At 75.6% G+C, this 25,280-nt stretch carries 25 protein-coding genes; 15 read left to right on the forward strand and 10 right to left on the reverse strand.

Annotation, left to right across the window (positions count from 1 at the left end; all coding sequences use genetic code 11):
* Nucleotides 1-13: 13 nt before the first annotated feature.
* From KDL28_RS00245 to KDL28_RS00285, 9 genes are all read right to left on the reverse strand, one after another.
* Entirely contained in the window at nt 14-1,138 is a 1,125-nt protein-coding gene (locus tag KDL28_RS00245) for a glycosyltransferase family 4 protein (RefSeq protein WP_252435089.1), read from the reverse strand.
* Nucleotides 1,139-1,146: 8 nt separating this feature from the next.
* On the reverse strand, nt 1,147-2,100 hold the full coding sequence (locus tag KDL28_RS00250; protein WP_252435062.1) for a phosphatidylinositol mannoside acyltransferase: 954 nt from the start codon (nt 2,098-2,100) through the stop codon (nt 1,147-1,149).
* The gene (gene pgsA / locus KDL28_RS00255; protein ID WP_252435063.1) at nt 2,097-2,750 is read right to left on the reverse strand and encodes a phosphatidylinositol phosphate synthase; all 654 of its coding nucleotides are present in this window, start codon (nt 2,748-2,750) and stop codon (nt 2,097-2,099) included. The genes KDL28_RS00250 and pgsA overlap by 4 nt, the downstream gene beginning before the upstream one ends.
* Nucleotides 2,751-2,816: 66 nt before the next feature.
* A complete protein-coding gene (locus tag KDL28_RS00260) occupies nt 2,817-3,386 on the reverse strand; it encodes an HIT family protein (RefSeq protein WP_252435064.1) in 570 nt (189 codons plus the stop codon).
* 92 nt (nt 3,387-3,478) lie between these two features.
* Entirely contained in the window at nt 3,479-5,554 is a 2,076-nt protein-coding gene (thrS, locus tag KDL28_RS00265; RefSeq protein WP_252435065.1) for a threonine--tRNA ligase, read from the reverse strand.
* A 142-nt stretch (nt 5,555-5,696) separates the two neighbouring features.
* Nucleotides 5,697-6,695 carry a hypothetical protein gene (locus tag KDL28_RS00270; protein ID WP_252435066.1) on the reverse strand — a complete coding sequence of 333 codons (999 nt, stop codon included), beginning with the start codon at nt 6,693-6,695 and terminating at the stop codon, nt 5,697-5,699.
* Between the two features lie 64 nt (nt 6,696-6,759).
* Nucleotides 6,760-7,203 (reverse strand): P-loop NTPase family protein, encoded by a 444-nt coding sequence (locus tag KDL28_RS00275; RefSeq protein WP_252435067.1) that lies wholly within the window; start codon nt 7,201-7,203, stop codon nt 6,760-6,762.
* Nucleotides 7,204-7,379: 176 nt separating this feature from the next.
* On the reverse strand, nt 7,380-8,120 hold the full coding sequence (locus KDL28_RS00280) for a hypothetical protein (protein ID WP_252435068.1): 741 nt from the start codon (nt 8,118-8,120) through the stop codon (nt 7,380-7,382).
* Between the two features lie 384 nt (nt 8,121-8,504).
* Nucleotides 8,505-8,921: a hypothetical protein gene (locus KDL28_RS00285; protein ID WP_252435069.1), complete on the reverse strand. Its 417-nt coding sequence runs from the start codon at nt 8,919-8,921 to the stop codon at nt 8,505-8,507.
* A 216-nt stretch (nt 8,922-9,137) separates the two neighbouring features.
* Here KDL28_RS00285 and KDL28_RS00290 point away from each other — a divergent pair, with 216 nt between their 5' ends.
* From KDL28_RS00290 to KDL28_RS00305, 4 genes are all read left to right on the forward strand, one after another.
* The gene (locus tag KDL28_RS00290; RefSeq protein WP_252435070.1) at nt 9,138-10,169 is read left to right on the forward strand and encodes an LLM class flavin-dependent oxidoreductase; all 1,032 of its coding nucleotides are present in this window, start codon (nt 9,138-9,140) and stop codon (nt 10,167-10,169) included.
* A 7-nt stretch (nt 10,170-10,176) separates the two neighbouring features.
* Nucleotides 10,177-10,578: a nuclear transport factor 2 family protein gene (locus KDL28_RS00295; RefSeq protein ID WP_252435071.1), complete on the forward strand. Its 402-nt coding sequence runs from the start codon at nt 10,177-10,179 to the stop codon at nt 10,576-10,578.
* A 152-nt stretch (nt 10,579-10,730) separates the two neighbouring features.
* Nucleotides 10,731-12,470 (forward strand): biosynthetic peptidoglycan transglycosylase, encoded by a 1,740-nt coding sequence (locus tag KDL28_RS00300; RefSeq protein ID WP_252435072.1) that lies wholly within the window; start codon nt 10,731-10,733, stop codon nt 12,468-12,470.
* Nucleotides 12,471-12,541: 71 nt separating this feature from the next.
* Nucleotides 12,542-13,285, forward strand: coding sequence for a MerR family transcriptional regulator (locus KDL28_RS00305; protein WP_252435073.1), 744 nt, complete (start codon nt 12,542-12,544; stop codon nt 13,283-13,285).
* A gap of 19 nt (nt 13,286-13,304) precedes the next feature.
* On the opposite strand, the gene KDL28_RS00310 is transcribed toward KDL28_RS00305, so the two are convergent.
* Nucleotides 13,305-13,955, reverse strand: coding sequence for a nucleoside/nucleotide kinase family protein (locus tag KDL28_RS00310; protein WP_372496826.1), 651 nt, complete (start codon nt 13,953-13,955; stop codon nt 13,305-13,307).
* Between the two features lie 81 nt (nt 13,956-14,036).
* On the opposite strand from KDL28_RS00310, the gene KDL28_RS41220 reads away from it, so the two are divergent.
* From KDL28_RS41220 to KDL28_RS00365, 11 genes are all read left to right on the forward strand, one after another.
* A complete protein-coding gene (locus KDL28_RS41220; protein WP_252435074.1) occupies nt 14,037-14,834 on the forward strand; it encodes an AraC family transcriptional regulator in 798 nt (265 codons plus the stop codon).
* Between the two features lie 54 nt (nt 14,835-14,888).
* Nucleotides 14,889-15,281, forward strand: a complete 393-nt coding sequence (locus tag KDL28_RS00320) for a VOC family protein (RefSeq protein WP_252435075.1) — start codon at nt 14,889-14,891, stop codon at nt 15,279-15,281.
* Nucleotides 15,278-16,291: a methyltransferase gene (locus tag KDL28_RS00325; RefSeq protein WP_252435076.1), complete on the forward strand. Its 1,014-nt coding sequence runs from the start codon at nt 15,278-15,280 to the stop codon at nt 16,289-16,291. The genes KDL28_RS00320 and KDL28_RS00325 overlap by 4 nt, the downstream gene beginning before the upstream one ends.
* Nucleotides 16,288-16,638 carry an MmcQ/YjbR family DNA-binding protein gene (locus KDL28_RS00330; protein WP_252435077.1) on the forward strand — a complete coding sequence of 117 codons (351 nt, stop codon included), beginning with the start codon at nt 16,288-16,290 and terminating at the stop codon, nt 16,636-16,638. The genes KDL28_RS00325 and KDL28_RS00330 overlap by 4 nt, the downstream gene beginning before the upstream one ends.
* Before the next feature lie 9 nt (nt 16,639-16,647).
* A complete protein-coding gene (locus KDL28_RS00335; protein WP_252435078.1) occupies nt 16,648-17,418 on the forward strand; it encodes an alpha/beta fold hydrolase in 771 nt (256 codons plus the stop codon).
* Nucleotides 17,419-17,661: 243 nt separating this feature from the next.
* Nucleotides 17,662-18,591 (forward strand): HNH endonuclease signature motif containing protein, encoded by a 930-nt coding sequence (locus tag KDL28_RS42005; RefSeq protein WP_372496833.1) that lies wholly within the window; start codon nt 17,662-17,664, stop codon nt 18,589-18,591.
* Nucleotides 18,575-18,859, forward strand: a complete 285-nt coding sequence (locus KDL28_RS00345) for a GNAT family N-acetyltransferase (RefSeq protein ID WP_252435080.1) — start codon at nt 18,575-18,577, stop codon at nt 18,857-18,859. The genes KDL28_RS42005 and KDL28_RS00345 overlap by 17 nt, the downstream gene beginning before the upstream one ends.
* Before the next feature lie 56 nt (nt 18,860-18,915).
* Entirely contained in the window at nt 18,916-22,092 is a 3,177-nt protein-coding gene (locus tag KDL28_RS00350) for a DEAD/DEAH box helicase (protein ID WP_252435081.1), read from the forward strand.
* A complete protein-coding gene (locus KDL28_RS00355; RefSeq protein ID WP_252435082.1) occupies nt 22,085-22,951 on the forward strand; it encodes an SWIM zinc finger family protein in 867 nt (288 codons plus the stop codon). Before KDL28_RS00350 ends, KDL28_RS00355 begins: the two co-directional genes overlap by 8 nt.
* A 128-nt stretch (nt 22,952-23,079) precedes the next feature.
* Entirely contained in the window at nt 23,080-23,739 is a 660-nt protein-coding gene (locus KDL28_RS00360) for a helix-turn-helix domain-containing protein (protein ID WP_252435083.1), read from the forward strand.
* Nucleotides 23,740-23,903: 164 nt separating this feature from the next.
* Nucleotides 23,904-25,193, forward strand: a complete 1,290-nt coding sequence (locus tag KDL28_RS00365; RefSeq protein WP_252435084.1) for an acyl-CoA dehydrogenase family protein — start codon at nt 23,904-23,906, stop codon at nt 25,191-25,193.
* The last annotated feature ends 87 nt before the right edge of the window (nt 25,194-25,280 follow it).

A 25,280-nucleotide genomic window follows, 5' to 3' on the forward strand; every position in this document is an offset into this window, starting at 1 on the left:
GGTCACCCGCCCCTCATCCGGCGCCGGCGACCCGCCGCGGGTCGGCGGCCACCGCGGCCCGGTAGACGCGCACCACGGCCGCGGCCACCGCGGGCCAGCCGAAGTCGGCGGCGCGGGCGGCGGCCGCGGACCCGAGCGCGGCCCGCCGCGCGGGGTCGTCCAGCAGCCCGGCGAGCGCCCGGCCGAGTGCGACCGGGTCGCCGACCGGGAACAGCTCCCCGGCCCCGCCCGGTCCGAGCACGGCCTTGAACGCGTCGAGGTCGCTGGCCAGCACGGGCGCCCCGGCCGCCATCGCCTCGGTGAGGACCATGCCGAAGCTCTCGCCGCGCAGGTTCGGGGCGCAGAACACCCGCACCGACCGCAGCGCGGCGGCCTTGGTGGCGTCGTCGACGGGGCCGAGGACCTCGAGCCGGTCGGCGACCGGGCCGGCCGCCCGGCGCAGCGCCGCCGCATCCCCCTGCCCCGCGACCACCAGGCGCAGGTCGGGGCGGGTCGGGGCGAGCTCGCGGACGGCGCGCAGCAGCACGGGCATGCCCTTGCGCGGCTCGTCGAACCGGCCGAGGAAGCCGACCGTGTCGGGCTTGGGGTGGCCGGGCAGCAGCGGGCCGCGGGCGAAGGCCTCCACGTCGACTCCGTTGGGGATCTCCACCGCGTCGCCGCCGAGGTGCTCCACCTGCACGCGCCGGGCCAGCGGGGACACCGCGATGCGGGCGGTGACCTTCTCCATGAGCGGGCGCAGCACGCCGCCGAACGCGCTCAGCACGCGGGAGCGCTCGGTCGCGGTGTGGAACGTGGCCACGATCGGGCCGTCCGCGGCCATCAGGGCCAGCGCCGACAGGCTCATCGCCGTCGGCTCGTGCAGGTGCAGGACGTCGAACCGGTTGCGGGCCAGCCAGCGGCGGGCGCGGGCGTAGCTGCGGGGGCCGAACGTCACCCGCGCCACCGAGCCGTTGTAGGGCACTCCCAGCGCCCGGCCCGCCGAGGTGACGAACGGCGGCAGCGGGGTGTCGGCGGAGGCGGGCGCGAGCACCCGGACCGAGTGCCCGAAGCCCTGCAGCGCGCGGGCCAGCCCGATGACGTGGGCCTGGACGCCGCCGGGGACGTCCAGCGAGTACGGGCAGACGATCCCCACCCGCAGCGGGGTGCTCACCCGGCCACCCGCTCTGCGGGGGCGGCCTGCCGGTCGGCCGACCAGACCGGTTGCAGCGCGTGCCAGTCCCACGGCCGGGCGCGGATCATCGCGGCCAGCGCGTCGGCCTCGGCCTGCAGCGCGGCGGGCACGGCGGAGCGGTCGGGCACCGCGACGGGCTCGGCCATCTCCACCGTCCAGCCGGTCGGGGTGAAGCCGGGGAACGCCGGGAGCAGCAGCGCCCCGGTGAGCGCGGCGAGGCGGGCCGGGCCGGCCGGGAACCGGGCGCGCTCGCCGAAGAACTCGACCGGCACGCCGGAGGCGGTGAAGTCGCGCTCCACGAGCAGGCACACCACCCCGCCACCGCGCAGCCGCCGGGTCAGCGCCCGGTGCGCCGCCGCACCGTCCTCGGCGGCCACCACCTCGAAGCCCAGCGACTCGCGGTAGCCGACGAAGCGCCGGTAGAGCGACTCCGGGCGCAGGCGCTGGGCGACCGTGGTGAACGCAGGCTCGTGGCCGAGCCCGCGCAGCTCCTCGACCAGCCACACCCCCGCAGCGTCCCAGTTGCCGCTGTGCGGCAGCGCGAAGATCACTCCACGGCCCGCGGCGATCGCCCGGTGGAACGGTCCGGTGTTCCACGCGCGGGTGGCGGCGTGCACCGCGACGGGATCGGTGGCCGGCAGCCGGAAGGCCTCGTGCCAGTACCGCGCGTAGCTGCGCAGGCCGTCGCGGACGAGCCGGTCGAGCTCGGCGGGCGAGGCCTCGGGCACCACCCGGGCGAGGTTGGCGCGCAGCCTGCCGGGCCCGGCACCCCCGCGGCGGGCGATCAGATCCGCCCCCCGCTCGAACGCGCGCCTGCCCAGCCCGGCCGGGACGGCGCCGACCAGCTTCCAGGCCGCGGCGTACTCGGCGTCGGTGAGCCGCTCGCGCCAGCTGTCGACGCGAGGGCCCGGGACCGCTGCCCCGCTCACGACCCCGTGGCCGGGTCGACGGGGCGCCCGCCGGGGTCGTCGCGCTCGACCTCGCGGGCACTGCGGTACACCGCCACGATCCGCTGGCCGACGGTCCACAGCGACGCCGCGGCCAGCGCCCAGAGCGCCACGTGCAGCGCGTAGGGCACGCCGAGGCCGTGCAGCCCGGTGCCGGTCAGCCCGAGGATCAGCCGCTCGGCGCGCTCGACCAGCCCGCCGTCGGCGCGCAGGCCCGCACCCTCGGCGCGGGCCTTGACGTAGGACACGAGCTGGCCGGTGACCAGGCACAGCAGCGCGGCGACGCCGAGCACCCGCTCCTCCCCCACCCCGAGGCACCACCAGGTCAGGCCGGCGAACAGCGCGCTGTCGGCGACGCGGTCGCAGGTGGAGTCGAGCACGGCTCCGAACGGCGTGACCCGCCCGCTGGCCCGGGCCATGGCGCCGTCGACCAGGTCGAACAGCACGAAGAAGGTGATGACCAGGGCACCGGCGAAGAGCTCGCCGCGGGGCAGGAACCACAGCGCGGCCGCGACCGTGCCGACGGTGCCCGCCACGGTGACCGCGTCGGGTACGACGCCCTTGCCGACCAGCCAGCGGCCGAGCGGTTCGGCGACGCGGTCGACGTGCACGCGGGCGAGGACGTTGAGCATGGTCTCCTGCTTGTGGACCCGGTCCGGGGGATGAGCGGGACCACCGTCCACCCTAGCCGGGAACGGCTATCCGCCGGGCCGGCCCCACGCCTGCGCCAGCAACGACCTGGTCTCGGAGAGCAGCTGCGGGATGACCTTGGTCTGGCCGACCACCGCGATGAAGTTCGCGTCGCCGCCCCAGCGCGGCACGACGTGCTGGTGCAGGTGCTCGGCCAGCGACCCGCCGGCCACGGCGCCGAGGTTCAGCCCCACGTTGAACGCGTGCGGCGCGGCGACCCTGCGCATCGCCCGCACGGCGTCCTGGGTGAACGACATCAGCTCGCCCGCCTCCTCGGCGGTGAGCTCCTCGATGTCGGCGACGTGCCGGTAGGGCAGCACCATCAGGTGGCCGGGGTTGTACGGGTGCAGGTTGAGCACCGCGTAGACGCTGGCGCCGCGGGCCACCACCAGGCCCTCGTCGTCGGGCATGTCCGGGATGCGGCAGAAGGGGCAGCCCTCGGCGCCGGCGTCCTTGATGTAGGCCAGCCGGTGCGGGGTCCACAGCCGGCGGAACCCGTCCGGGGTGCCCACCCCGTCCTGCGGTTCCAGGTCGGCCCCTCCGGCGCCGTCGGGCGCGTCCGCCGCGGCGTCGCTCATGCGCTGATCCTAGGCCGCACCGGCCGGACGCCCGCCGCCCTGCCCGGCCCTCGGGCGGCGGCGCCGTGCAGGACGATCCCGGTACCGGCGCGTCAGGCGGGCTGGGCGGCCCGGAACGACTCGGCGGTGGGGGCGGTGTTGTCGCGGCTGCGGATCCACTCGACGATCCGCTGGATCGCCTGGGCCACCGGGACGCCGTTGACCTGGGTGCCGTCGCGGAAGCGGAAGCTCACCGCACCCGACTCGGCGTCGCGTGCCCCGGCGAGCAGCAGGAACGGCACCTTCTGCATCGTGTGGGTGCGGATCTTCTTCTGCATCCGGTCGTCGCCGGAGTCGACCTCGATCCGGACCCCGTGCTCGCGCAGCGCGGCCGCGATCGACTCGACGTGGCCGACCTGCTCCTCGGTGACCGGGATGCCGACCACCTGCACCGGCGAGAGCCACGCCGGGAACGCCCCGGCGTAGTGCTCCAGCAGCACCCCGAAGAAGCGCTCGATCGACCCGAACAGCGCGCGGTGGATCATCACCGGCCGCGGCCGGGACCCGTCGGCCGCGGAGTACTCCAGGCCGAACAGGTCGGGCTCCATGAGGTCGACCTGGATGGTCGAGAGCTGCCAGGTGCGCCCGATGGCGTCCTTGGCCTGCACGCTGATCTTCGGGGCGTAGAACGCCGCGCCGCCCGGATCGAGCACCAGCTCCAGCCCGGAGGCCTCGGCGGCCTGGCGCAGCGCATCGGTGGCGCGCTCCCAGTCCTCGTCGGAGCCGATGGACTTCTCCGGGTCGCGGGTGGACAGCTCCAGGTAGAACTCGTCGAGGCCGTAGTCGCGCAGCAGGTCGAGCACGAAGGTCAGCAGCGACTCGATCTCACCCAGCATCTGGTCCTGGGTGCAGTAGATGTGCGCGTCGTCCTGGGTGAAGCCCCTCGCCCGGGTCAGCCCGTGGACCACGCCGGACTTCTCGTAGCGGTAGACGCTGCCGAACTCGAACAGCCGCAGCGGCAGCTCCCGGTAGCTGCGCCCGCGGGAGCGGTAGATCAGGTTGTGCATGGGGCAGTTCATCGGCTTGAGGTAGTAGTCCTGGCCGGGCTTGCGCACGGTGCCGTCGGCGTTGCGCTCCTCGTCGAGCTGCATGGGCGGGTACATCCCGTCCGCGTACCACTGCAGGTGCCCGGAGGTGACGAACAGCTGGCCCTTGGTGATGTGCGGGGTGTTGACGAACTCGTAGCCCGCGGCCTCGTGGCGGCGCCGGGCGTAGTCCTCCATCTCCCGGCGGATGATCCCGCCCTTGGGGTGGAACACCGCCAGGCCCGAGCCGATCTCGTCGGGGAAGGAGAACAGGTCCAGCTCCGCGCCCAGGCGGCGGTGGTCGCGCCGCTCGGCCTCGGCGACCCGGTCCAGGTGCGCCTGCAGGGCGTCGTTGCTCTCCCACGCGGTGCCGTAGATGCGCTGCAGCTGCTTGTTCTTCTCACTGCCCCGCCAGTAGGCGGCCGCCGAGCGGGTGAGGGTGAAGGCCGGGATGTGCTTGGTGGTCGGCAGGTGCGGGCCCCGGCACAGGTCGGACCAGACGACCTCGCCGGTGTGGGCGTGCACGTTGTCGTAGGCGGTCAGCTCGGCGTCGGGGGCGACCTCCATGACCTCGGAGGTGTCCACCCCCTCGTCGCCGGTACCGCCCTTGAGCTCGATCAGCTCCAGCTTGTACGGCTCGTCGGCGAGCTCCTTGCGGGCCGCGTCGAGGGAGTCGTAGCGGCGCCGGGAGAACCGCTGCCCGGCCTTGACGATCTTCCGCATGGCCGACTCGAGGGCCTTGAGGTCCTCGGGGGTGAACGGGGTGTCGACGTCGAAGTCGTAGTAGAAGCCGTCGGTGACCGGCGGGCCGATGCCCAGCTTCGCCTCGGGCCGCAACTGCTGCACGGCCTGGGCCAGCACGTGCGCGGCGGAGTGCCGGATCACCGCGCGGCCGTCCTCGGTGTCGGCGGCGACCGGCTCCACCTCGACATCGACCTCGGGCGCCCAGGCCAGGTCGCGCAGCCGGCCGTCGGCGTCGCGGACGACGACGACCGCCTGCGGCCCGCCGCTCGGCAGGCCGGCCGCGCGGACCGCGGCGCCCGCCGTGGTCCCGGCCGGCACCCGGACGGGAGCGGACGCGGGACGGGATGCGGGCGCGGACACGGAGGGCCTCCTGCGGGGGACTCGCGGTGGTCGTCGGGACGGTCGCCGCACACGACGGCGATCCCTTCGATGCTAGAGGGGCGACGCGAACGGGTTGCGGGCGCGGACCCCTCCGGCCCCGGCACCGACCGGCGGGATCGGGCTAGCCGGAGCGGCCGGGCGGCAGGGCGGACGGCGGCGCGGGCGGGCGCGGATCGCCCGGTAGGAGGTCGTCGGGCGCTCGGCGCTCGCCAGGGGTGGACCCGGAGCGCGGGCGCTCCGGGGCGGCGGTGCGCAGGTCGGCTCCCGGCGTGAACAGCGAGGGCGCGGAGTGCGCCGCGGGCACCGCCGGTGTCGCCACGCCCGCCGGGACCGGCGCGTGCTCCGTCGGGACGGCGTCCGGGGCGCCGAACGGCCGGGTGCCCCGGTGCGCGGGGACCCGGCCCGGTACCGCGGGCGGGCCGACGACCGGGGCCGCGAACGGCAACGGGGTCGGCGTGCGACCGCCCGGGCCGGCGGGGGCGACCGGCCCGGGCGGGGGCGGGTCGAACAGGCCGCCGGGCGGCGGCGCCGACCGGGCGGGGGTCGGACCGCGGAAGGCGGCGCGATCGGGTCGGACGCCCGCGATCGGCGGCACGGCGGGCTCGCGCGCCCCGGACCTGCGGACCGCCGCCGGGGTGCCCCCGAGCAGCGGAGCGGCCCATCCGCCGGTGCCCGGGCGGCGGACGACGGTCGGTCCGGCGGTGAGCGCGTCGGTGGGGACGCCGCGCAACTTGCGGCGCACGCGCTCGGCGAACCGGCGCGAGCCGTCCACGACGACCGAGAGGACGAGCCGGTCGCCGTGCGGGTCGGGCACCGAGCGCAGCAGGTGGTGGCGGGTGGGGCCGAAGCTGACCACGAGTTCGTCGCCCGAGGGCTCCGGTCCGGTTCGGCCGGGCAGCCCGAAGGCCACCCGGCCGAGCTCGGCGTGACCGGCGCCGACCACTTCCGGGTCGACACCGCCGATCCCGGCCCCGGCCGGACCGACCGGCTGCTCGCCACCGGCCCGCGCCGCGCACGCGTCGAGCACCATCCCGCTGTCCACGTCCACCAGCACGGCGCCCAGGACGCGCGGATCGTTCAGCAGCGGACCGAGGACGGCCGCGAGCCCGTCCGCGCGCACGGTGACCGCATGGCGATGTCGACCCACTCCAGGGACCCGCTACGTGCTCCGGTCGGCGGCTCGGTCAGCGGCCGGCGTTGGCCGGGAAGAAGGCCTGCCCGTCGGGCATGCCGCCGGGCCGGCCGGGGCCGGGGTTGGCCAGGTAGAACTCCTTCTCGATGACGCGCAGGTCGCGGCGGGCCATCGCCAGGTTGGCCTGGCTGCGGTTGAGCACCAGGTAGAAGAAGAGCTTCTCGTCCGGGAGGCCGCGGATGGGCCGGATGAGGTGGTACTGGGTGTCGAGGGTGATCAGGATGTCGTCGATCGCCTCGCGCAGGCCCAGCTTCTGCATGAGGTCGAGCTTGGTGCGCACGACGTCGCTGTTGCCCGGGGCGGCGACCTCGAGGTCGAACTCGGGGCTGCCGCCCCGGGAGCCGAGGGTCATGCCGCTGTCGTAGTCGACCAGCGCGACCGCGAATGCCCCCTTGATGTTCGCCGCCATGTCGAGCGAGTTGTCGATGTTCGTCATTTCCGTGCCCTTCAGCGGAGTTACGCCCGAGCGCGGGGAGGGCGCTCGTCAGGACGTTCGTTCGGGGAGACCGCAGCGTAACCCAATGGTTCCCGACGGGGATGAACAAGGGCCGGTTGGACCATTGTGGACACTGTCGGTAGTGCCTCTGCGGCCGTTCGAGTGAATTGTATTGATCAGCGCAGCGCGCGTAACGCTCCGAGCAGCCTGCGCATGGTTCCGACGTCGGTTGCCCAGGCCTGCCCGGTGATCGGGTGCACGACCGGGACCCCGTCGGTCGGCAGCGGCGGCGGCACCCGCGACGGCCCCGACCGGCGGGGCAGCGGCACGTGCGTCGGACCCGGCCGGGACACCTCGCGGGCGCCCCGGGCGATCCCGCCCGGTGGTCCGGCCGCCGGAGCGACCGGCCCGGTGGGCCGGCCCCGCACCGCACCGCGGCCGGGGTCCACCGGACGTGGCGCGAGCGACGCTACCGCTGGTGAGGAGCCGTTCCGGGGGGTCGGCAGCGCGGCCGGGGCCGACCGCCGGACCCTTTCCTCCGGTGGCCCGGCAGGCGGTCGCGGCGGCGGCCCGACCGAGGCCACCGCGAGGCGGTTGCGCAACCAGGAGGCCCCCAGCTCGCGCCGGGCCACCGCCAGGTTGGACCGGCCGCGGTCGAGGCACAGGTAGATCAGCAGCTCGCCGGACTCGACCTCGACCAGTCGCACCACGTGGTAGAAGCGGTGCGAACTGATCATGAGGTCGTCCAGGCCGTCGCCGTCGGCGGCGGCGAGGAATCCCGCGGCGTTACCACCCCATTCCATGACGACGCCGGGCGGCACGGCACTCGTGCCGACCTCGCCCAGAAGCGCCCCGGAAACCCGGTGCGCCACGCAGGAATACGTGGCGCCCGGCAGGTCCATCAGGTCCAGGAGCACTTCGCGGAACGTGACCACTCGTATTCCTCCGCAAAGCGCGTCACTGCGTTACAGCTTTCGGGACGACAATGCACCGTGGCCACGGGCACCGCGATGGGGGAGCCGGGGCGGGAGCGCGCTGCGATGCTCGCCGGTCGACGGTGCGGACCCGGGGGAGGCTCCGGTGTAGATCACGTCGCGTCGCAGCTCGCTCACCGGACGCTATCAGGGCGCACTCGACGTGGCCAGAGCGCCACCCCCCGATCGGGACCCTCCGGCACCGGACAACCACATCGGGTGACGGGGGGGAGCACGGGCCGGTCCTGCGCCCGGGCCCGTTCGCGCTCCCCCGCCGCGCCGTCCAGCTCGACCTGACCCACAGGTGAGGAGGGCGCGATCGGCGGCTCAAAGCGCGCGCAGACCGACGAGGAGCCGCCGCATGGTGTTCTGGTCGCGGGCCCACACGCGGTCGAGGACGGGCGCCCGCGGCCCGGGCACCACCGGGGCGGGGCGGGACGGCTCGCGCCGCGGGAGCACCCGGGTGCGGGTCGGACCCCGCTCCGCCGACTCCGCCGACTCCGCCGACTCCGCGGAGTCCGGGAGCGAGGCGGGTGCGGCGTCCGCTGTGGACCCGGGCTCCGCGGCGGCCGGGCGCGCGACGGGATCGGGCACCGGGGGCAGCGCGAGCAGGGCCAGCACGGGGCTGTGGCGCCGGGAGGGCGGCTCGGCGAGCCAGGACAGCGCGGGCTGCTGGGCCGGGGGCGTCGTGGGACGGCGGGGTACGGCGGGGTGGGACGGGTCGTCGGGGCCGGGGACGGGCACACCCCAGCATCTCCCGACTCCGACCCTCTCCGCCCGGAAGGATCAGCAGACTCACCCGGGTGGCGGCCGACACCGAGCCGAACGGACCCATCTGATCGGACGGCGCACCACGGGCCGTGATCGGTCCGCGAGCTCGGGAAGGAGATCGGGAAGACGGGGGAGGGGGGTCGGGTTGCACCGATCGTGGCAGATCTCCCGCCGTCGGACCGTCCCCCGGTGGCCGAGCTCGCGGTGACCGGTCCGTCCGGTCGCGCGGTCCCGCTGTCCGTCCTCGACCTGGTGCCGATCTCGGCCGGCGCCACCGCGACCGACGCGCTCGTGGCCAGCACCGCGCTGGCCCGCCGCGTCGAGGAGCTGGGGTTCCACCGGTACTGGCTGGCCGAGCACCACGGGATGCCGGGCGTGGCCAGCTCCTCCCCCGCCGTGCTGATCGCCCACTTCGCCGCGGCGACCGGACGGATCCGGGTCGGCTCGGGCGGGGTGATGCTGCCCAACCACCAGCCGCTGGTCGTGGCCGAGCAGTTCGGCACGTTGGAGGCGCTGCACCCCGGCCGGATCGACCTGGGCATCGGCCGCGCCCCGGGCACCGACCCGCGCACCGCCCGCGCACTGCGCCGGGGCACCGACCCGATGGGCGCCGACGACTTCCCCGAGCAGCTCACCGAGCTGTCCGGCTACTTCCGCGGCGACGGCCCGGTGCTCGCGGTGCCGGCCGCGGGCAACGCCCCGGCGATGTGGCTGCTCGGGTCGAGCGGCTACAGCGCCCAGGTGGCCGGCCTGCTCGGCCTGCCCTTCGCCTTCGCCCACCACTTCAGCGGGCAGCACACGCTGCCCGCGCTGGAGCTCTACCGCGAGCGGTTCCGCCCGTCGGCGGTCCTGGAACGCCCGTACGCGATGGTGGCGGCGTCCGTGCTGACCGCCGACACCGACGAGCGCGCCCGCCGCCTGGCGCTGCCGAGCGCGCTGCAGTTCCTGCGGCTGCGCCAGGGCGACCCGGGCCAGGTGCCCACGCTGCGCGAGGCCGAGGAGTACCCCTACACGCCGCTGGAGCGCCGGTTCGTCGACGACCGGCTGGCCTCGCAGATCATCGGCTCGCCGCGCACCGTGCTCGACGGGGTGCGCGAGCTGGTCGCGCGCACCGCGGCCGACGAGCTGATGGTGGTGACCGGCACGCACGGCGGCGCCGACCGGCTGCGCTCCTACGAACTGCTGGCCGAGGCCGTGTCCGTGGCGGGGGCCGTGGTGTGATGCCCCCATGACCGCACACGTCGACCCGGCCGCCGCGTTCCGAGCCGCCGTGGAGGCCGCCGACGTCGAGGCCGCCGTGGCCCTGTTCGCCGAGGACTGCGTGTTCCACTCCCCGGTCGTGCACGCCCCGTACACGGGCCGCGAGGCCCTGCGCGCGATCCTGGCCGCGGTCATGACGGTGTTCGAGGACTTCCGCTACACCGCCGAGTACGCCGGCCCGGACGGGCACGTGCTGGAGTTCGCCTGCCGGGTCGGCGACCGCGACCTGCAGGGCGTCGACATCCTGCGCGGCGGTACCGGCCCGGACGACCCGATCTCGGAGCTGGCGGTGCTGGTCCGGCCGTACTCGGCGGCCACCGCGCTGCGCACCCGGATGGCCGAGTTGCCGGCCGGCGGCGCCCCGGCCTGACCCCGGCCCGCTGTCACCACCAGTCACCGACCGGGTCGGGGTGGCGTCCTTCGGGTGTCTTCGCCCCGGCCCGCGCATCGCGACGGCCGGTCGCGGCGTTCCCCCGGTGAGCGCGCGTCCTGACCGGCGGGACGCCGGACGGGAGGGTCGCCATGCCCGGTGCCCACGTCCCCGGCGAGCGGCGCGCCGCGCGGTGGCTCGGGCCGCGGGCCCGCGCGCGGCGCGGCGCCCCCGGCGTCGGCTGGTGGCAGCCGCCCCCGCCGAAGGACCGGCCGGCCGGCGCGCACCGGTCGCGGCGGGCCTTCGCGCTGACCGCCGCCCTCGCGGTGCTCGGGCCGCTCGCCGCCCTCGCGCCCGGCTACCTGATCATCGACCTGCCCGGCCCGGACGACGTCGTGCGCGGCTCGGCCGCACTGATCTCCTACGCCGACGGCGAGGAGCTGGCCCGGCTCGCCCCCGCGCCCGGCGCCCGGCCCCGGCTGCGCCCCGGCGCGCTGCCCGCGCACGTGCGCGACGCGGTGCTGGCCGTGCGGGACCCCGACTTCGGCTCGCGCCCGGCGGTCGACCCGACCGGGATCCTGCGCGCCGTCACCGGGCCGGGCCCCGCCCCGGACGCCGGGCCGGTCGCCAACCAGCTCGCCGGCCGGGCGCTGGCCGGGTTCGCCCCGACCCCGTGGCGGGCCTACCGGGAGGTCGTGCTGGTCTCGAAGCTGTCGGTGCAGCGCGACCACGACCAGCTCCTCACCGACTACCTCGACTCGGTGCACCTGGGCCGGGGCAGCTACGGGCTGGCCCAGGGCGCCGTCGAGTACTTCGGCGCGGACCCCGCGGAGCTGACCCTGGAACAGGGCGCGCTGCTGGCCGCGCTGATCGGGGCGCCGTGGTCGGCCGACCCGGCCTTCGACCCGTCCGGCGCGCGGCGGCGCTGGGCGGGGGTGCTCGACGCGATGGTGGGCCGCGGGTGGCTCGCCCCGGCCCGGCGCGCCGCCGCGCGCTTCCCCGACACCCTCCCCCGCCGGGTCGACGCCGGCCTGCCCGCCGACGACCGGGCGCCCGCGGTGGCCGCCGTGCTCACCGAGCTGGCCCGGCTCGGGTTCACCGAGACCCAGCTCGCCGAGGGCGGGCTCCGCGTCGCCACCACCCTCGACCCGGTCCGCCAGCACCGCGCGGCAGCGGTGGCCGCGCAGGCCGAGGCCACGACGACGGCCGCCGTCGGCATCGTCGCCCTCGACCCCGCGACCGGGGGCGTGCTGGCCTACCGGGGCGGCCCGGACGCCGTGCACCCCGACGCGACCCGGCTGCCCGCGCCGGCCGGGCCGGCCTTCGCCCCGTTCGTGCTGCTGGCCGGGCAGCTGCAGGACCCGCCGGTCGGTCCGGCCGACGTCGCCGACGCCGGGCCCCCGACCCACCCCGCGGACGACGACTGCCCGGCGTGCGCCACGGGCGACACGCTCGCCCGGCTCTCCCTGCGCGTCGGTCCCGACGCCGTGGCCGGGGCCGCGGTGGCCGCCGGACTCGCCCCCGCCGCCGGGGGCGCGCCGACGGCCGACGCGTTCGGCCTGGCCTCGGCCTACGCCACGCTCGCCGCGGGCGGGACGCGCCGGGCGCCGCACCTCGTCGAGTCGGTCAGCACCACCGACGGGCGGGTGCTGTACCGCGCCGAGCACCCCGCGGCCCCGCGGTTCCCCGAGCCCGCGGTGCGCGCGGCGCTGTCGACCGCGCGGCAGCTCGCCCTGCCCGGCGGCGACGTGGTGGCCGCGGGCAGCGGCACCGGGGTGGCAGCCGCCGTTCGCGTCGTGGTGACCGCCGGGGTCGACGGCGGGGACGACCCCGGCCCGGCCGCCGCCGACGTGCTGGCCGAGCTGATCGGCAGGCGCGCCGGACCCCGCTGAGAGCGCCGTCACCCGAACCGGCCGGTGGCGCGGTTGCGGTTGACGCTGCGTCAACTCCTACCGTCGTCGGCATGCGCTGGTCGACCGCCGAGGTGGCCCGGATGTCCCGGGTCAGCTCCCGCACGCTGCGGCACTACGACCACGTCGGGCTGCTGCGCCCGGCCCGCACCGGGCACGGGGGCATCCGCTACTACGAGCGCCCGCAGCTGCGGCGCCTGCAGCACATCCTGGTGCTGCGCGAGCTCGGCATGGGGCTCGACGACATCGGCGCCGTGCTCAGCGGGGAGACCGACGAGCTCGCCGCGCTGCGCGAGCACCACGCCCGGCTGCTGGACGAGGCCGACCGGCTGCGCACCCTGGCCGCCACCGTGGCCAGGACGATCGAGGAGAACGAGAACGGAGGGCCCGAGATGGCCGCCGAGGAACTGTTCCGGGGGTTCCGCGACGACCCCCACGCCGAGGAGGCGCGCGAGCGCTACGGGGAGGTCGCCGTGCAGGCCCAGCAGCGGGCCGCGAGCTGGGGCGAGGGCGTGGCCCGCGGCGTGGCCGCCGAGGCCGAGGCGATCAACGGCGAGCTGGCCGCGGCGATGGCCGCGGGCACGCCGGTCGACGACCCCGCCGTCCAGGCGCTCATCGCCCGCCACCACGCCTGGGTCTGCAACTTCTGGACGCCGAACCGGGAGGCCTACATCGGGCTGGGCCGGCTCTACGTCGACGACGAGCGGTTCACCGCGAACATCGACAAGGCGGGGGCCGGGCTGTCGGTCTACCTGCGAGACGCGATCGCGGTCTACGCCCAGGCGGCCCTGTCCTGATCGGGTGCCCCGCGGCGGCTCACGCGGGTTCCAGCGCGTCCAGCACGGTCGCGGGCACGATCAGGTCGGCCCGGTCCCGGGTGCGTTCCACGGCCTCGGCGTTGGGCACGTCGACGGCCCGCACCCAGGCCGCGGCGGCGCAGGGCTCCTTGCCGAACGCGACGTGGCGGGCCACCAGCCGGGTGGTGCGCACGTCGGGGTCGGGGGCGCAGAACCACACCTCGTCCAGCTCGGCGCGCACCCGCGGCCAGCGCCCGTCGTCGAGCAGCAGGTAGTTGCCCTCGGTGAGGACGAGCCCGGCGGTCGGCGCGACGGCGATCGCGCCGGCCAGCGGCTGCTCCAGGTCGCGCTCGAACGCCGGGGCGTAGACGACGTCCTCGGCCGGGTCGCGCAGCCTGCGCAGCAGCGCCAGGTAGCCGCCCGCGTCGAAGGTGTCCGGGGCGCCCTTGGCGGCCAGCCTGCCGAGCCGGCGCAGGGCGACGTCGGCGAGGTGGAAGCCGTCCATCGGCACGTGCCCGACGGTGTCCGGGGGCAGGGCGGCCAGCAGGGCGGCGGCCAGCGTCGACTTGCCCGCGCCCGGGCTGCCGGTGATGCCCAGCACCGCCCGGCCGGGGCGGGCGGCCAGCGCCGCCGCCCGCTCGACCAGTTCCCCGAACGACCCCGCCACCACCGGCGCACCCGACCCCACCCCGCCAGTACTAGCCGATCACGGGTGGCGGCGGAAGGACACCGGACGTGGGACCCTCGTGGCGTGCCGGGCCCGTGGGACCAGGAGTACGTGCTCGGGCGCCCGCACCGGGCGCTCGCCGGGCTCGTGCTGCGCTACCAGGGCTACCGCGAGTTCAGCTCGACCGCCCTGCGCCGCCGCCAGCCGCCGGCCGGCAGCTGCACCCTGATCCTCGGCCTCGGCCCGCCACTGCGGCTGTTCGGGCCGGCGGGGCCGACGGCGCCGACGTCGTTCCTGGCCGGGATGCACGACGCCGCGGTGATCACCGAGTTCACCGGCGCGCAGCACGGGCTGCAGGTCGACCTGACCCCGCTGGGCACCTACACCCTGCTGGGGCGCCCCATGCCCGAGCTGACCAACCGGGTGCCCCGGCTCGACGAGCTGGACGCGCCCGCGCTGGCCGGGCTGCCCGAGCGGCTGGCCGCCGAGCCCGACTGGCCGCGCCGCTTCGCCCGGCTCGACGCCGCGCTGCTGACGATCCTCGACGCCGCCCGCCGCCGTCCCGACCCCGAGGTCGGCTGGGCGTGGCGGGAGCTGGCGCGCACCGCGGGCGCCGTCGGGGTGGCCCGCCTCGCCGAGGAGACCGGCTGGAGCCGCCGGCACCTGCTGACCCGGTTCCGCACCCAGGTCGGGCTCGCGCCCAAGGTCGCCGGGCGGGTGCTTCGGTTCCAGCGGGCCGCCGGGCTGCTCGTCGCCGGGACCGGGGGCACGATCGCCGACGTGGCGGCCACCTGCGGCTACGCCGACCACGCCCACCTCGACCGGGAGTTCCGCGCGCTGGCCGGCTGCACGCCCTCGGCGTTCCTCGCCGAGCTCAGCTGACCGGGTTCCCATTCGTTCAAGCCCCGGCGGGCGGCCCGCCCTACCGTCGCCACCATGAGCATCCACCCCACCCTGCGCTACGACGACCCCCGTGCCGCGATCACCTTCCTGACCGAGGCGCTCGGCTTCGTGGAGGAGTCCGTCTCCACAGCCGACGACGGCTCGATCGGGCACGCCGAGCTGAGCTTCCGCGGCGGCCCCGACGCGCCGCCGGGCGTGCTGATGCTGGGCACCCGCCGTCCCGGCGACCCGTTCGACACCGGCCGCGCGGTCACCTACCTCGTCGTCGACGACCCGGACGAGCGCCACCGCAGGGCGGTCGCGGCCGGCGCGACGGTGCTGCAGGAGCTGGTCGACCAGCCCTACGGCTCGCGCGAGTTCGCCGTGGCCGACCCGGAGGGCAACGCCTGGTCGTTGGGCACCTACCGACCCGTGGTGAAGCCGTGAGCACCGCGACCGACCGGGCGGCGCTCTCGACGATGCTGTGGGGCTTCTTCCCCGCCCAGGTGATCCAGACCCTGGCCGCGCTCGGCGTGCCCGACGCGCTCGGCGAGCGACCGCACGAGCTGCCCGGGCTGGCCGGGCGGACCGGGGCCGACGAGCAGGCGCTGGGCAGGCTGCTGCGCGCCGGCGCCGGGCTGGGCCTGCTCGATCGGCAGCCGGACGGGTGCTGGCGGCTCACCCCCGTCGGCGATCTGCTGCGCACCGGGGTGCCCGGCTCGATGGGCAACCTCTCGCGGCTGTTCTGCGGCGGCCCGGTCTGGCGGTCCTGGGGCGAGCTGGAGTGGAGCGTGCGCACCGGTCGCCCGTCCTTCGAGGAGATCACCGGGCGCAGCGCGTTCGAGTACATGGCCGCCGACCCGCCGCTGCTGGCGGTCTTCACCGAGGCCATGGCCGAGGGCACCCGGATGGCCGCGCCGGGCGCGGTGGCCTCCTGCGACCTCGACGGGGTCGACACCCTGGTCGACGTGGGCGGCGGCAACGGCACCCTGCTGGCCGCCTTCCTGGCCGCGCACCCCGACCTGCGCGGGATCCTGTTCGACACGCCGGCCGGGGTGCACGGCGCCGCCGACGTCCTCGACCCGGCTCGCGCCGAGGTCGTCACCGGCGACATGTTCGACTCCGTGCCCCGGGGGGATGCGCACGTGGTCAAGAGCGTCGTGCACGACTGGTCCGACGAACGCGCCGTCGCGCTGCTCACCCGCGTGCGCGAGGCGATGCCTCCGCACGGCGTGCTGCACCTGGTGGAGCCGGTGCTGGCCGAGGACCCCGCCGCCTGGTCCGAGCAGTCCGGGATGCTGATGAGCGACCTGAACATGCTGGTCGCGGTGGGCGGGCGCGAGCGCACCCTGGCCGAGTTCACCGGCCTCCTCGACGCCGCGGGCCTGCGGCTCACCGACGTCGTGCGGTTCCCGCCGCCCACCGGCTACTCGACGATGCGCGCGGTCCCGGCATGAGCGACCCGCTGCCCCGGCTGCGCGCGCTCTGCATGTCCCTGCCCGAGGTCACCGAGAAGCTCAGCCACGGCGAACCGACCTGGTTCGTGCGCAAGGTGTTCGTCATGTACGCGAACCACCACCACGACGACGTGCTCGGCTTCTGGTGCGCCGCCCCGCCCGGGGCGCAGGAGGCGCTGGTCGGCGAGCGGCCCGACCGGTTCTTCCGGCCCCCGTACGTCGGGCACCGGGGCTGGCTCGGCGTGCGCCTGGACGTCCCCGACCCGGACTGGGACGAGATCGCCGAGATCGTCACCGACGCCTACCGCCAGGTCGCGCCCCGCAAGCTCGTCGCACTGCTCGATTAGCCTCGGCCGGTGACCTCCGCCGTGCTGCCGACCGTGGCGGTGCCGGGCGGGCGCGTCGAGTACGACGACGTCCCCGGCGACCCGACCCGCCCGCCGCTGCTGTTCCTGCACGAGGGGCTGGGGTCGGTCGGGCTGTGGCGGGGGTTCCACCGCGAGGTGGCCGAGGCGACCGGCCTGCGGGCCGTCGCCTACTCCCGGCTCGGCCACGGCTTCTCCGACCCGCCGCCCGCACCGCGCGCCGCCGGGTTCATGCACGAGGAGGCCGCGACCGTCCTGCCCGCGCTGTGCGACTCGCTGGGCCTGCGGCGCCCGGTGCTGGTCGGGCACAGCGACGGCGCCTCCATCGCGCTCCTGCACGCCGCCCGGATCGCCGACCTCACCGGGCTGGTGGTGCTGGCCCCGCACGTGTTCGTCGAACCGGTCGGGCTGGAGGGTGTGGCGGCCGCGCGCAAGGCGTTCGTCGAGGGCGACCTGCGCCGGCGGATGGGCCGCCACCACCGCGACCCGGACGTCACCTTCGGCAACTGGAACGACGTGTGGATGTCGGCGGAGTTCCGGGACTGGGACCTGCGGGCGGAGCTGCCGGGGATCACGTGTCCGGTGCTCGGGGTGCAGGGCACGGCCGACCCGTACGGGACCGTGGCGCACGTGGAGGCGGTTCGGGACCTGGCTCGGGGGGCGGTGGAGCTGGTCGTGCTGGACTGCGGGCATGCGCCGCACCTCGAACTGCCGGCGGTGACCACTTCGGCTGTGGTGCGAAGCGTTTCGTCCTGGACGTGATCTCCCCTTCGTCGCTCTCTGCAGTTTGCGTCGTGGCCCTGCTGCGATGACAAACGAATGGCGTGGTTGCGTTGGGTGCCGCACCCCGGGAGTAGTGCCAGTTGCAATACCGAACTCTCGTTGCGTGCGTGAGGACCGGCTTGTTGTTGCGTTGCCAAACCTCGCCTTCGCACTGGTGTTCGAGTAGAATCAGGGCATGACGAGGCGCACCTGACCCGACTCCCCGGAGGCGGGGTGAAGTTGGTGGCCCGGATCGAGGACCCGGTCGACGCGGCCACGCTGTTGACGCTGATCGACGGCAGGTGCGCGCCGCGCCACGCCACCGACGAGGGCAGTCTTGAGCAGCGCCAGGCCGATGCCCTGCTCGAAGGGTGCGCGTTCGTGCTCGCCCACGGCGACGACCCCGACCTGCCCTCCGCCGGGATCGCCCGGCTCACCGTGCACATGCAGCTCACGGATCTGGAGAACCGGCTCCGGGCGGCGAACCTCGACCTCGGCGACACCCTGCCCGCCACCGCCGCGCGGCGGTTGTGCTGCGACGCGGGAGTCATCCCCGTCGTCCTCGACGGCGCCGGCCCGCCCCTGGACGTCGGCCGGCCCAGCCGCAGCATCCCCGACCCGATCCGCCGGGCCGTCACCGCCCCAGACCGCGGCTGCGCCCACCCCGGATGCGACCGCCCACCGAGCTGGTCGGAGATCCCCCACATTCACGAATGGCCCCAAGGCGGAGCAACCCGACTCGACAACCTCGTTGTGCTTTGCCGGATCCATCACCGCGAAATACACGCCACCGCGTGGACGGTCGCGATCGCCGCGGACGGGCTGCCCGAATTCATACCACCGCGTTGGCTCGACAACAATCGGACGCCCAGACGCCGGCCCCGGGCACCCCTGTGCCCGAACCCGAACAGTCCCCCGCCACCGGGAACCTACCCGCCCCGCGAACGGACAATCGGCAAGCGCAGGAGCACCACTCATGCGCGAGCCCGATTCCCGGGGAGGATTCCCCACTCGTCTCCCGAAGCCCCCTGCCGGAGCCGAGGCCCCCACCGGAGGTGCCGCCGGAGGCGAACAAGACGCGCCGACCCGGCGTGTGGTCCCCGCCACCTACGTCCCGCACAGCGGACGGGGCGGGAGAACCGGGGGAAGATGAGGCATGAGCGATTCCCCTGAGGTCGTCGACGTCCCGGACGAGTCCCGGTTCGAGATCCGCGTCGACGGCGAGCGCGCCGGGCTGGCGGCCTACCGGCTGCACGCCGACCGGATCGTGTTCCTGCACACCGAGATCGACGACGCCCACGAGGGCCGGGGCCTGGGCGGCGTGCTGGTGCGGGCCGCCCTGGACAGCGCCCGCGAGCGCGGCCTGCGGGTGGTGGCGTCCTGCCCGTTCGTCCGCGGCTGGATCGAGCGCCACCCCGACTACTCCGACCTGGTCCGCTGAGCGTTCCGCACCCCGGCGGTCCGGAGATCGTCGGGGGTGGTTCGTAGGCTGGTCCGGTGCTCGCCGTCCACGCCGTCTGGTCCCCCGGTCGCGGGGTCGTGCTGTGGGCCGAGGACGGCGACCGTCCCGCCACCGGTGGCGGGCGGGCCCTGCGCTCGGCCCGCCCGCACCCCTTCGCCGCGCCGTCGGCCGCGCTCGCGGCCCTGCACCCGGGCAAGCCGACCACCCTGACGCTGCTGCTGCCCTCCCGCGGTGGCGGCCCACTGGCCTCCCCGGAGCTGGTCCGCACCGGTCCCCCGGCGGCGGCGCGCTCAGCGCCCACCCTGCGCCCGTGGTCGGTGCCGGGCCTCGTCGTGGACGCCACCGAGCTGGACGACCCGGCCGACGAGGCCCGCTACGGCGCCTCCGTCGAGCACCTGCGCGCGGTCGCCGAGCTCGCCGCCGACCTGGCCTCCCGCGGCCGGGTGCTGCCCACGCTCGACCGCGGCCCGCAGGGCGCGCTGGCCCGCTGGCGCCCGGTCGTGCAGGGCCTGGACGCGGTCGCCTTCGACGACCTGGTCGCCTCGCTGCCGCCGGTCGGTCGGGCGGAGGCCGCCGGCCCGCGCGACACCACCGGCGCCGACCCGCGCGCCCTGCTCACCGACGCGGTCGCCGCCCTCACCGACACCGCGGTGCGCGACCGGCTCGCCCGCAGCCCCGACCCGGTGTCGCTGGCGCCGCGCCGGGCGCCGGGCGACCGGCGGGTCCCGCCCGCCGAGGCCTGGCTGGCCGCCCTGCTCACCCCGGACGGCCGCGTCGAGGCCACCGGTCGCGCGCTCGACACGCTGGCCGAGGCGGTCGCCGAGTGGGACCTCGTCGGCCGGGGCGGCGACGCCCGCGGCCGCGCCTGCTTCCGGCTCTCCGAGGTCGAGACCCTGCACGACGCGGCCGACCCCTCCGACGACCCGCTCGACCAGACCGGCGACGGCACCCGCTGGGTGCTGGAGTTCCTGCTGCAGTCCCGCGACGACGAGAGCCTGTTGGTGCCCGCGGAGCAGGTGTGGGACGGCCGGGCCGCGCGGCTGCTGGCCGACCCGCAGGAGCTGCTGCTGGCCGAGCTGGGGCGGGCCGCGGCGGTGCTGCCCGCGCTGTCGCGCGCGCTGCGCGAGGCCCGCCCCTGCCGGCTCGACCTCGACCTCGACGCCGCCCACCACTTCCTCACCGCCGACGCGGCGCTGCTGCTGGAGGCGGGCTTCGGGGTGCTGCTGCCGGCCGGCTGGGACGGCGTGCGCCGCGTCGGGCTCACGCTCAGCACCCGCAGCACCCCGGCCGACCGGGTCCTCACCCGCAGCGGGCTGGGCCGCGAGCAGCTCGCGGAGTTCCGCTGGTCGGTCGCCGTCGGCGACGACGAGCTCTCCGAGGACGAGATCACCGACCTGGTGGCGGCCAAGGCGCCGCTGGTGCGCCTGCGCGGGCGGTGGGTCGCGGTCGACCCGCAGCGCCTGGCCGCCGGGCTGGACTTCCTGCGCCGCGCGGGGCGGCGCTCCACCGGGCCGGGCGGCTCGTGGCGCCCGACGGCGGCGCAGCTGCTCGCCGTCGCCCTGCGCCACCCCGACGAGCGCGCGCAGGCCGACGACGACGAGATCCCGCTCCCGGTCACCGCGGTGCACGCCGAGGGCTGGATCGGCGACCTGCTCTCCGGCACCGCCGAGACCACCCTCGCCCCGGTCGAGCCGCCGCCGGGCTTCCGCGCGCAGCTGCGGCCCTACCAGCAGCGCGGGGTGTCCTGGTTGGCGTTCCTGTCGCGCGTCGGGTTGGGCGCCTGCCTCGCCGACGACATGGGCCTGGGCAAGACGGTCCAGCTGCTGGCCCTGGAGGCCCACGAGCGCGCCGATACGTCCCCCGGCCCGACGCTGCTGGTCTGCCCGATGTCGCTGGTCGGCACCTGGGTGCGCGAGGCCGCCCGGTTCGCCCCGGACCTGCGGGTGACGGCCCACCACGGGTCCGCCCGGCTGCACGGCGCCGAGCTGACCGAGCGCGTGCTCGACAGCGACCTCGTGGTCACCACCTACGCCACGGCCACCCGCGACGTCGACGAGCTGGCCGCCATCACCTGGCGCAGGCTCGTGCTCGACGAGGCCCAGGCGGTCAAGAACAGCCGCTCGGCGCACGCCAGGGCGATCCGCCGGTTCGACGCCGAGCACCGCATCGCGCTCACCGGCACACCGGTGGAGAACCGCCTCGCCGAGCTGTGGTCGATCATGGACGTGCTCAACCCCGGCCTGCTCGGCACCGCCGACGGGTTCCGCGCCCGCTACGCGGTGCCCATCGAGCGCCACGCCAACGCCGAGGCCGCCGGGCTGCTGCGCCGCGTCACCCGCCCGTACGTGCTGCGCCGGGTGAAGACCGACCCGACCGTCATCGACGACCTCCCGGAGAAGATCGAGATCACCCAGCACTACCGGCTCACCCGGGAGCAGGCCTCGCTCTACCGCACCGTCGTCGACGACATGATGGAGAAGATCGCCGACAGCGACGGCATCGAGCGGCGGGGCAACGTGCTCGCCGCGATGTCCAAGCTCAAGCAGGTCTGCAACCACCCCGCCCAGCTGCTGCACGACGGCTCCCCCATCGGCCGCCGCTCCGGCAAGATCATCCGGTTGGAGGAGATCCTGGCCGAGATCCTCGACGAGGGCGACCGTGTGCTGTGCTTCACCCAGTTCAGCGAGTTCGGCACGATGCTGGTGCCGCACCTGTCGGCCCGCTTCGACACCGAGGTCGCGTTCCTGCACGGCGGCACCTCCGCGCGGCGCCGCGACGAGATGGTCACCCGGTTCCAGTCCGGCGACGGCCCGCCGATCATGCTGCTCTCGCTCAAGGCCGGCGGCACCGGTCTCACCCTCACCGCCGCCAACCACGTCGTGCACCTCGACCGGTGGTGGAACCCGGCGGTGGAGAACCAGGCCACCGACCGGGCGTTCCGGATCGGGCAGAAGCGCTCGGTGCAGGTCCGCCGGTTCGTCTGCCCGGGCACCGTGGAGGAGCGCATCGACGAGATGATCACGCGCAAGCGGGCGCTGTCGGAGCTGGTCGTCTCCGACGGCGAGGGCTGGCTCACCGAGCTGTCCACCGACACCCTGCGCGAGGTGTTCACGCTGGGCTCGGAGGCGCTGGCCGACGTCGAGGGCGAGCCCGGCACCGGCCGGTTCGCCGAGCCGGTGACCGACGCGCGGACGGTGCTCGGCGATGGCTGACCCGCGCGGGGACGCCGGCGAGCAGCCCGCCGAGCCCGACCCGTTCTGGTGGCGCGACGAGGTCCCGCGCCGGCCGCTGCCGGTCGAGGGCGGCATCCAGATCGCCCGCACCCGCGGGCCGGTGGCGCGCACCTGGTGGTCGCGGCGGTTCATCGGCGTGCTCGAGGAGCTCGGCGTGGGCGGGCGGCTCTCGCGGGGGCGCAGCTACGCCCGGGCGGGCCAGATCGTCTCCCTGGAGGTCGGGCCGGGCGGGGCGGGCGCCGAGGTGCAGGGCAGCAGGCCGCGGCCCTACCGGGCGCGGATCGGCATCCCGACGTTCGGCAAGGCCGAGTGGGCCGCGGTCACCGACGCGCTGGCCGGTGAGGCCTCCTACGCCGCGATGCTGCTGGCCGGCGAGATGCCGCACGCGATCGAGGAGGTGTTCGCCGGGGTCGGGCTGAGCCTGTTCCCGGACTCCGCGAGCGACATCGTCATGGACTGCACCTGCCCCGACCACGCCGTGCCCTGCAAGCACCTCGCCGCGGTGTTCTACGTGCTGGCCGAGCAGTTCGACGCCGACCCGTTCCGCATCCTGGCGCTGCGCGGGCGCGACCGCGACGCCCTGCTCGACGACCTGCGCGAGCGGCGCTCGACGGCGGCCCGCGAGGCCGGGTCCGCCGCGGCGGACGGCGCCGCTCCGCTGGTCGAGCTGCTCGACCGCTTCTACACGGGGGGCGTCCGCTCGGCCCGGCTCGTCGGCTCGCGCACGCCGCCGGACGCGCTGCTCGACCAGCTCCCGGACTTCATGATCACCGTCCGTGGCGAACAGGTGAAAGAGCTGCTGCGTTCAGCCTACCGCGCGCTGGACGGTCGCGACTGACGGGTGAACGGCCGTGACTGACCGACAGATGGCCGAACCACGCCACGTTCGCAGACGTGCTTCCAGGTGTGAGTGTGCTTGAGGATGACCGCGGCGTTCTCGCCGGTCCGGTCCAACACGTGTTGCGCATGCGCCGCGCTAACGCGCTGGTCGCACAGTTCGCCGAGCAGCCGTTCGGCGGAGACGACGGCACCCGGCCGCTGCGGGGTCGCCAGGAGGTCGCGGCAGCCGGCATGCGGCTGCTCGACAGCGCCACCCGCGAGGTGCGCCAGTACGACGTGCCCGCCCCGGTCGGGCGGCCCGACGTCGGCGACGGGTTGCGGGCGCGCCCGTCCCGGGGCATCCGCCACCGCATCGTCACCGACGACTCGGCGACCCGACCGGTGCACCGGTGGGGGGTGGAGCAGCGCAGCCTCCCGCGCGTGCCGTTCCGCATGCTGATCGCCGACTCGCACGCCGCGCTGGTCGGGCGCGCGCCGGAGGAGGCGCTGCTGATCGGCCCGTCGCTGCTGCTCGACGTGCTGGTCGACGGGTTCGAGTCGACGTGGAGCCTGGCCACCCCCGTCGACCGCCCGTCGCTGCAGCCCGTCGCGCAGCCCACGGTCTCCGAGGAGGACCGGCGGCTGCTGGTCGTCATGGCGGCCGGGGCGACCGACCAGGCCATCAGCCGGCAACTGCACATCAGCGTGCGCACCGTCCAGCGGCGGGTGCGGGCCCTGATGGACCGGCTGGAGGCGGGCACCCGCTTCCAGGCCGGCATGAACGCCGCCAAGCGGGGCTGGATCTGACCCGGTCCCGCTGACCCGCGTACCGGCCGACGTGATGAGGATCCCCAATCCTCGCGGTCGCCTGGACGTTGTCCCACGACGTATCCGCGGTCACGATGGCAGGACGGTGCCGCTGGGCGCGGCGGCTACCGCCTCCTGACCGACGATGAAGCGGAGACCAGGGCATGGCGTGGGATTTCAGCACCGAACCCGAGTTCGAGGCGAAGCTCGACTGGATGCGGGGGTTCGTCCGCGACGAGATCATCCCGCTGGAGACCCTCGACCTGGATCGGGACACCTTCGCCCGGATCACCGCTCCGCTCAAGGAGCAGGTCAGGGAGCACGGCCTGTGGGCCGCCCACCTGCCCCCCGAGCTCGGCGGCGGCGGGTTCGGCCAGGTCAAGCTCGGGCTGATGCACGAGATCCTGGGCCAGTGCCGCTACGCCCCGGGCATCTTCGGCAACCAGGCGCCGGACTCCGGCAACGCCGAGCTGCTGGCCATCGGCGGCTCACCGGAGCAGAAGGAGCGGTGGATGGAGCCGCTGCTGCGCGGTGAGCTGCGCAGCTGCTTCTCGATGACCGAACCGGGCGCGGGCTCCGACCCGACCCTGCTGTCCACCCGCGCGGTGCTCGACGGCGACGAGTACGTCATCAACGGCCACAAGTGGTTCTCGTCGAACGCCTCGCACGCCGACTTCCTCATCGTCATGGCGGTCACCGACCCCGACGTGTCGGCCTACCAGGGCTCGTCGATGATCGTCGTCCCGGTCGACACCCCCGGCGTGACCATCCTGCGCGACATCCCGGTGATGGACCACCCGCTCGACGGCGGCGGCGAGCTCTACGGCGGCCACGCCGAGATCCTCTACCAGGACGTGCGGGTGCCGAAGGAGAACCTGATCGGCAACCCCGGCGACGGCTTCCGGCTCGCCCAGCAGCGGCTCGGACCCGGCCGCATCCACCACGCCATGCGCTGGCTCGGCCAGTCCAAGCGGGCCTTCGACATGCTGTGCGAGCGTGCGGTCAGCCGCTACGCGCACGGCTCCACGCTGTCGGAGAAGGGCATGGTCCAGGACTGGATCGCCACCTCGGCCGCGGAGATGCAGGCGGCCCGGCTGCTGACCCTGCACGCCGCCTGGACCATGGACCGGGTCGGGGCGTCCAATGCCAGGGTCGAGATCGCCATGATCAAGTACTGGGGCGCCAAGGTCCTGCACGACGTCATCGACCGGGCCATCCAGGTGCACGGCTCGCTGGGCTTCTCCGGCGACCTGCCGCTGGAGCAGATGTACCGGGCGGCGCGCGCCGCGCGCATCTACGACGGCCCCGACGAGGTGCACAAGGCCACGGTCGCGCGCCGGCTGCTGCGCAGCTACCCCGCGACCGACGTGCCGACCGAGCACATCCCGACCAGGACGGCGGCGGCCAGGGAGAAGTTCGCCCAGTACCTGGACCGGGCTACCGCCGACCTCTGACCCGTCCCAGCAGGGCCCGGGCCCGCCGGGACCCGCAGCGGCCGGTGGCCGCGGCCACGGCGCCCCCCGCCCGGGCCGCAGCGGGCG

The sequence above is a fragment of the Pseudonocardia humida genome, assembly GCF_023898865.1.
Classification (GTDB): Bacteria; Actinomycetota; Actinomycetes; order Mycobacteriales; family Pseudonocardiaceae; genus Pseudonocardia; species Pseudonocardia humida.

What these genes read in the sequence shown, in the direction of transcription:
- KDL28_RS00365 (WP_252435084.1), top strand. Translation starts at nt 23,904, where the DNA reads ATGGCGTGGGATTTCAGCACCGAACCCGAGTTCGAGGCGAAGCTCGAC.
- KDL28_RS00260 (WP_252435064.1), bottom strand. Translation starts at nt 3,386, where the DNA reads ATGAGCGACGCCGCGGCGGACGCGCCCGACGGCGCCGGAGGGGCCGAC.
- KDL28_RS00275 (WP_252435067.1), bottom strand. Translation starts at nt 7,203, where the DNA reads ATGACGAACATCGACAACTCGCTCGACATGGCGGCGAACATCAAGGGG.
- KDL28_RS00360 (WP_252435083.1), top strand. Translation starts at nt 23,080, where the DNA reads ATGCGCCGCGCTAACGCGCTGGTCGCACAGTTCGCCGAGCAGCCGTTC.
- pgsA (WP_252435063.1), bottom strand. Translation starts at nt 2,750, where the DNA reads ATGCTCAACGTCCTCGCCCGCGTGCACGTCGACCGCGTCGCCGAACCG.
- KDL28_RS00320 (WP_252435075.1), top strand. Translation starts at nt 14,889, where the DNA reads ATGAGCATCCACCCCACCCTGCGCTACGACGACCCCCGTGCCGCGATC.
- KDL28_RS00345 (WP_252435080.1), top strand. Translation starts at nt 18,575, where the DNA reads ATGAGCGATTCCCCTGAGGTCGTCGACGTCCCGGACGAGTCCCGGTTC.
- KDL28_RS00330 (WP_252435077.1), top strand. Translation starts at nt 16,288, where the DNA reads ATGAGCGACCCGCTGCCCCGGCTGCGCGCGCTCTGCATGTCCCTGCCC.
- KDL28_RS00305 (WP_252435073.1), top strand. Translation starts at nt 12,542, where the DNA reads ATGCGCTGGTCGACCGCCGAGGTGGCCCGGATGTCCCGGGTCAGCTCC.
- KDL28_RS00355 (WP_252435082.1), top strand. Translation starts at nt 22,085, where the DNA reads ATGGCTGACCCGCGCGGGGACGCCGGCGAGCAGCCCGCCGAGCCCGAC.
- KDL28_RS00295 (WP_252435071.1), top strand. Translation starts at nt 10,177, where the DNA reads ATGACCGCACACGTCGACCCGGCCGCCGCGTTCCGAGCCGCCGTGGAG.
- KDL28_RS00300 (WP_252435072.1), top strand. Translation starts at nt 10,731, where the DNA reads ATGCCCGGTGCCCACGTCCCCGGCGAGCGGCGCGCCGCGCGGTGGCTC.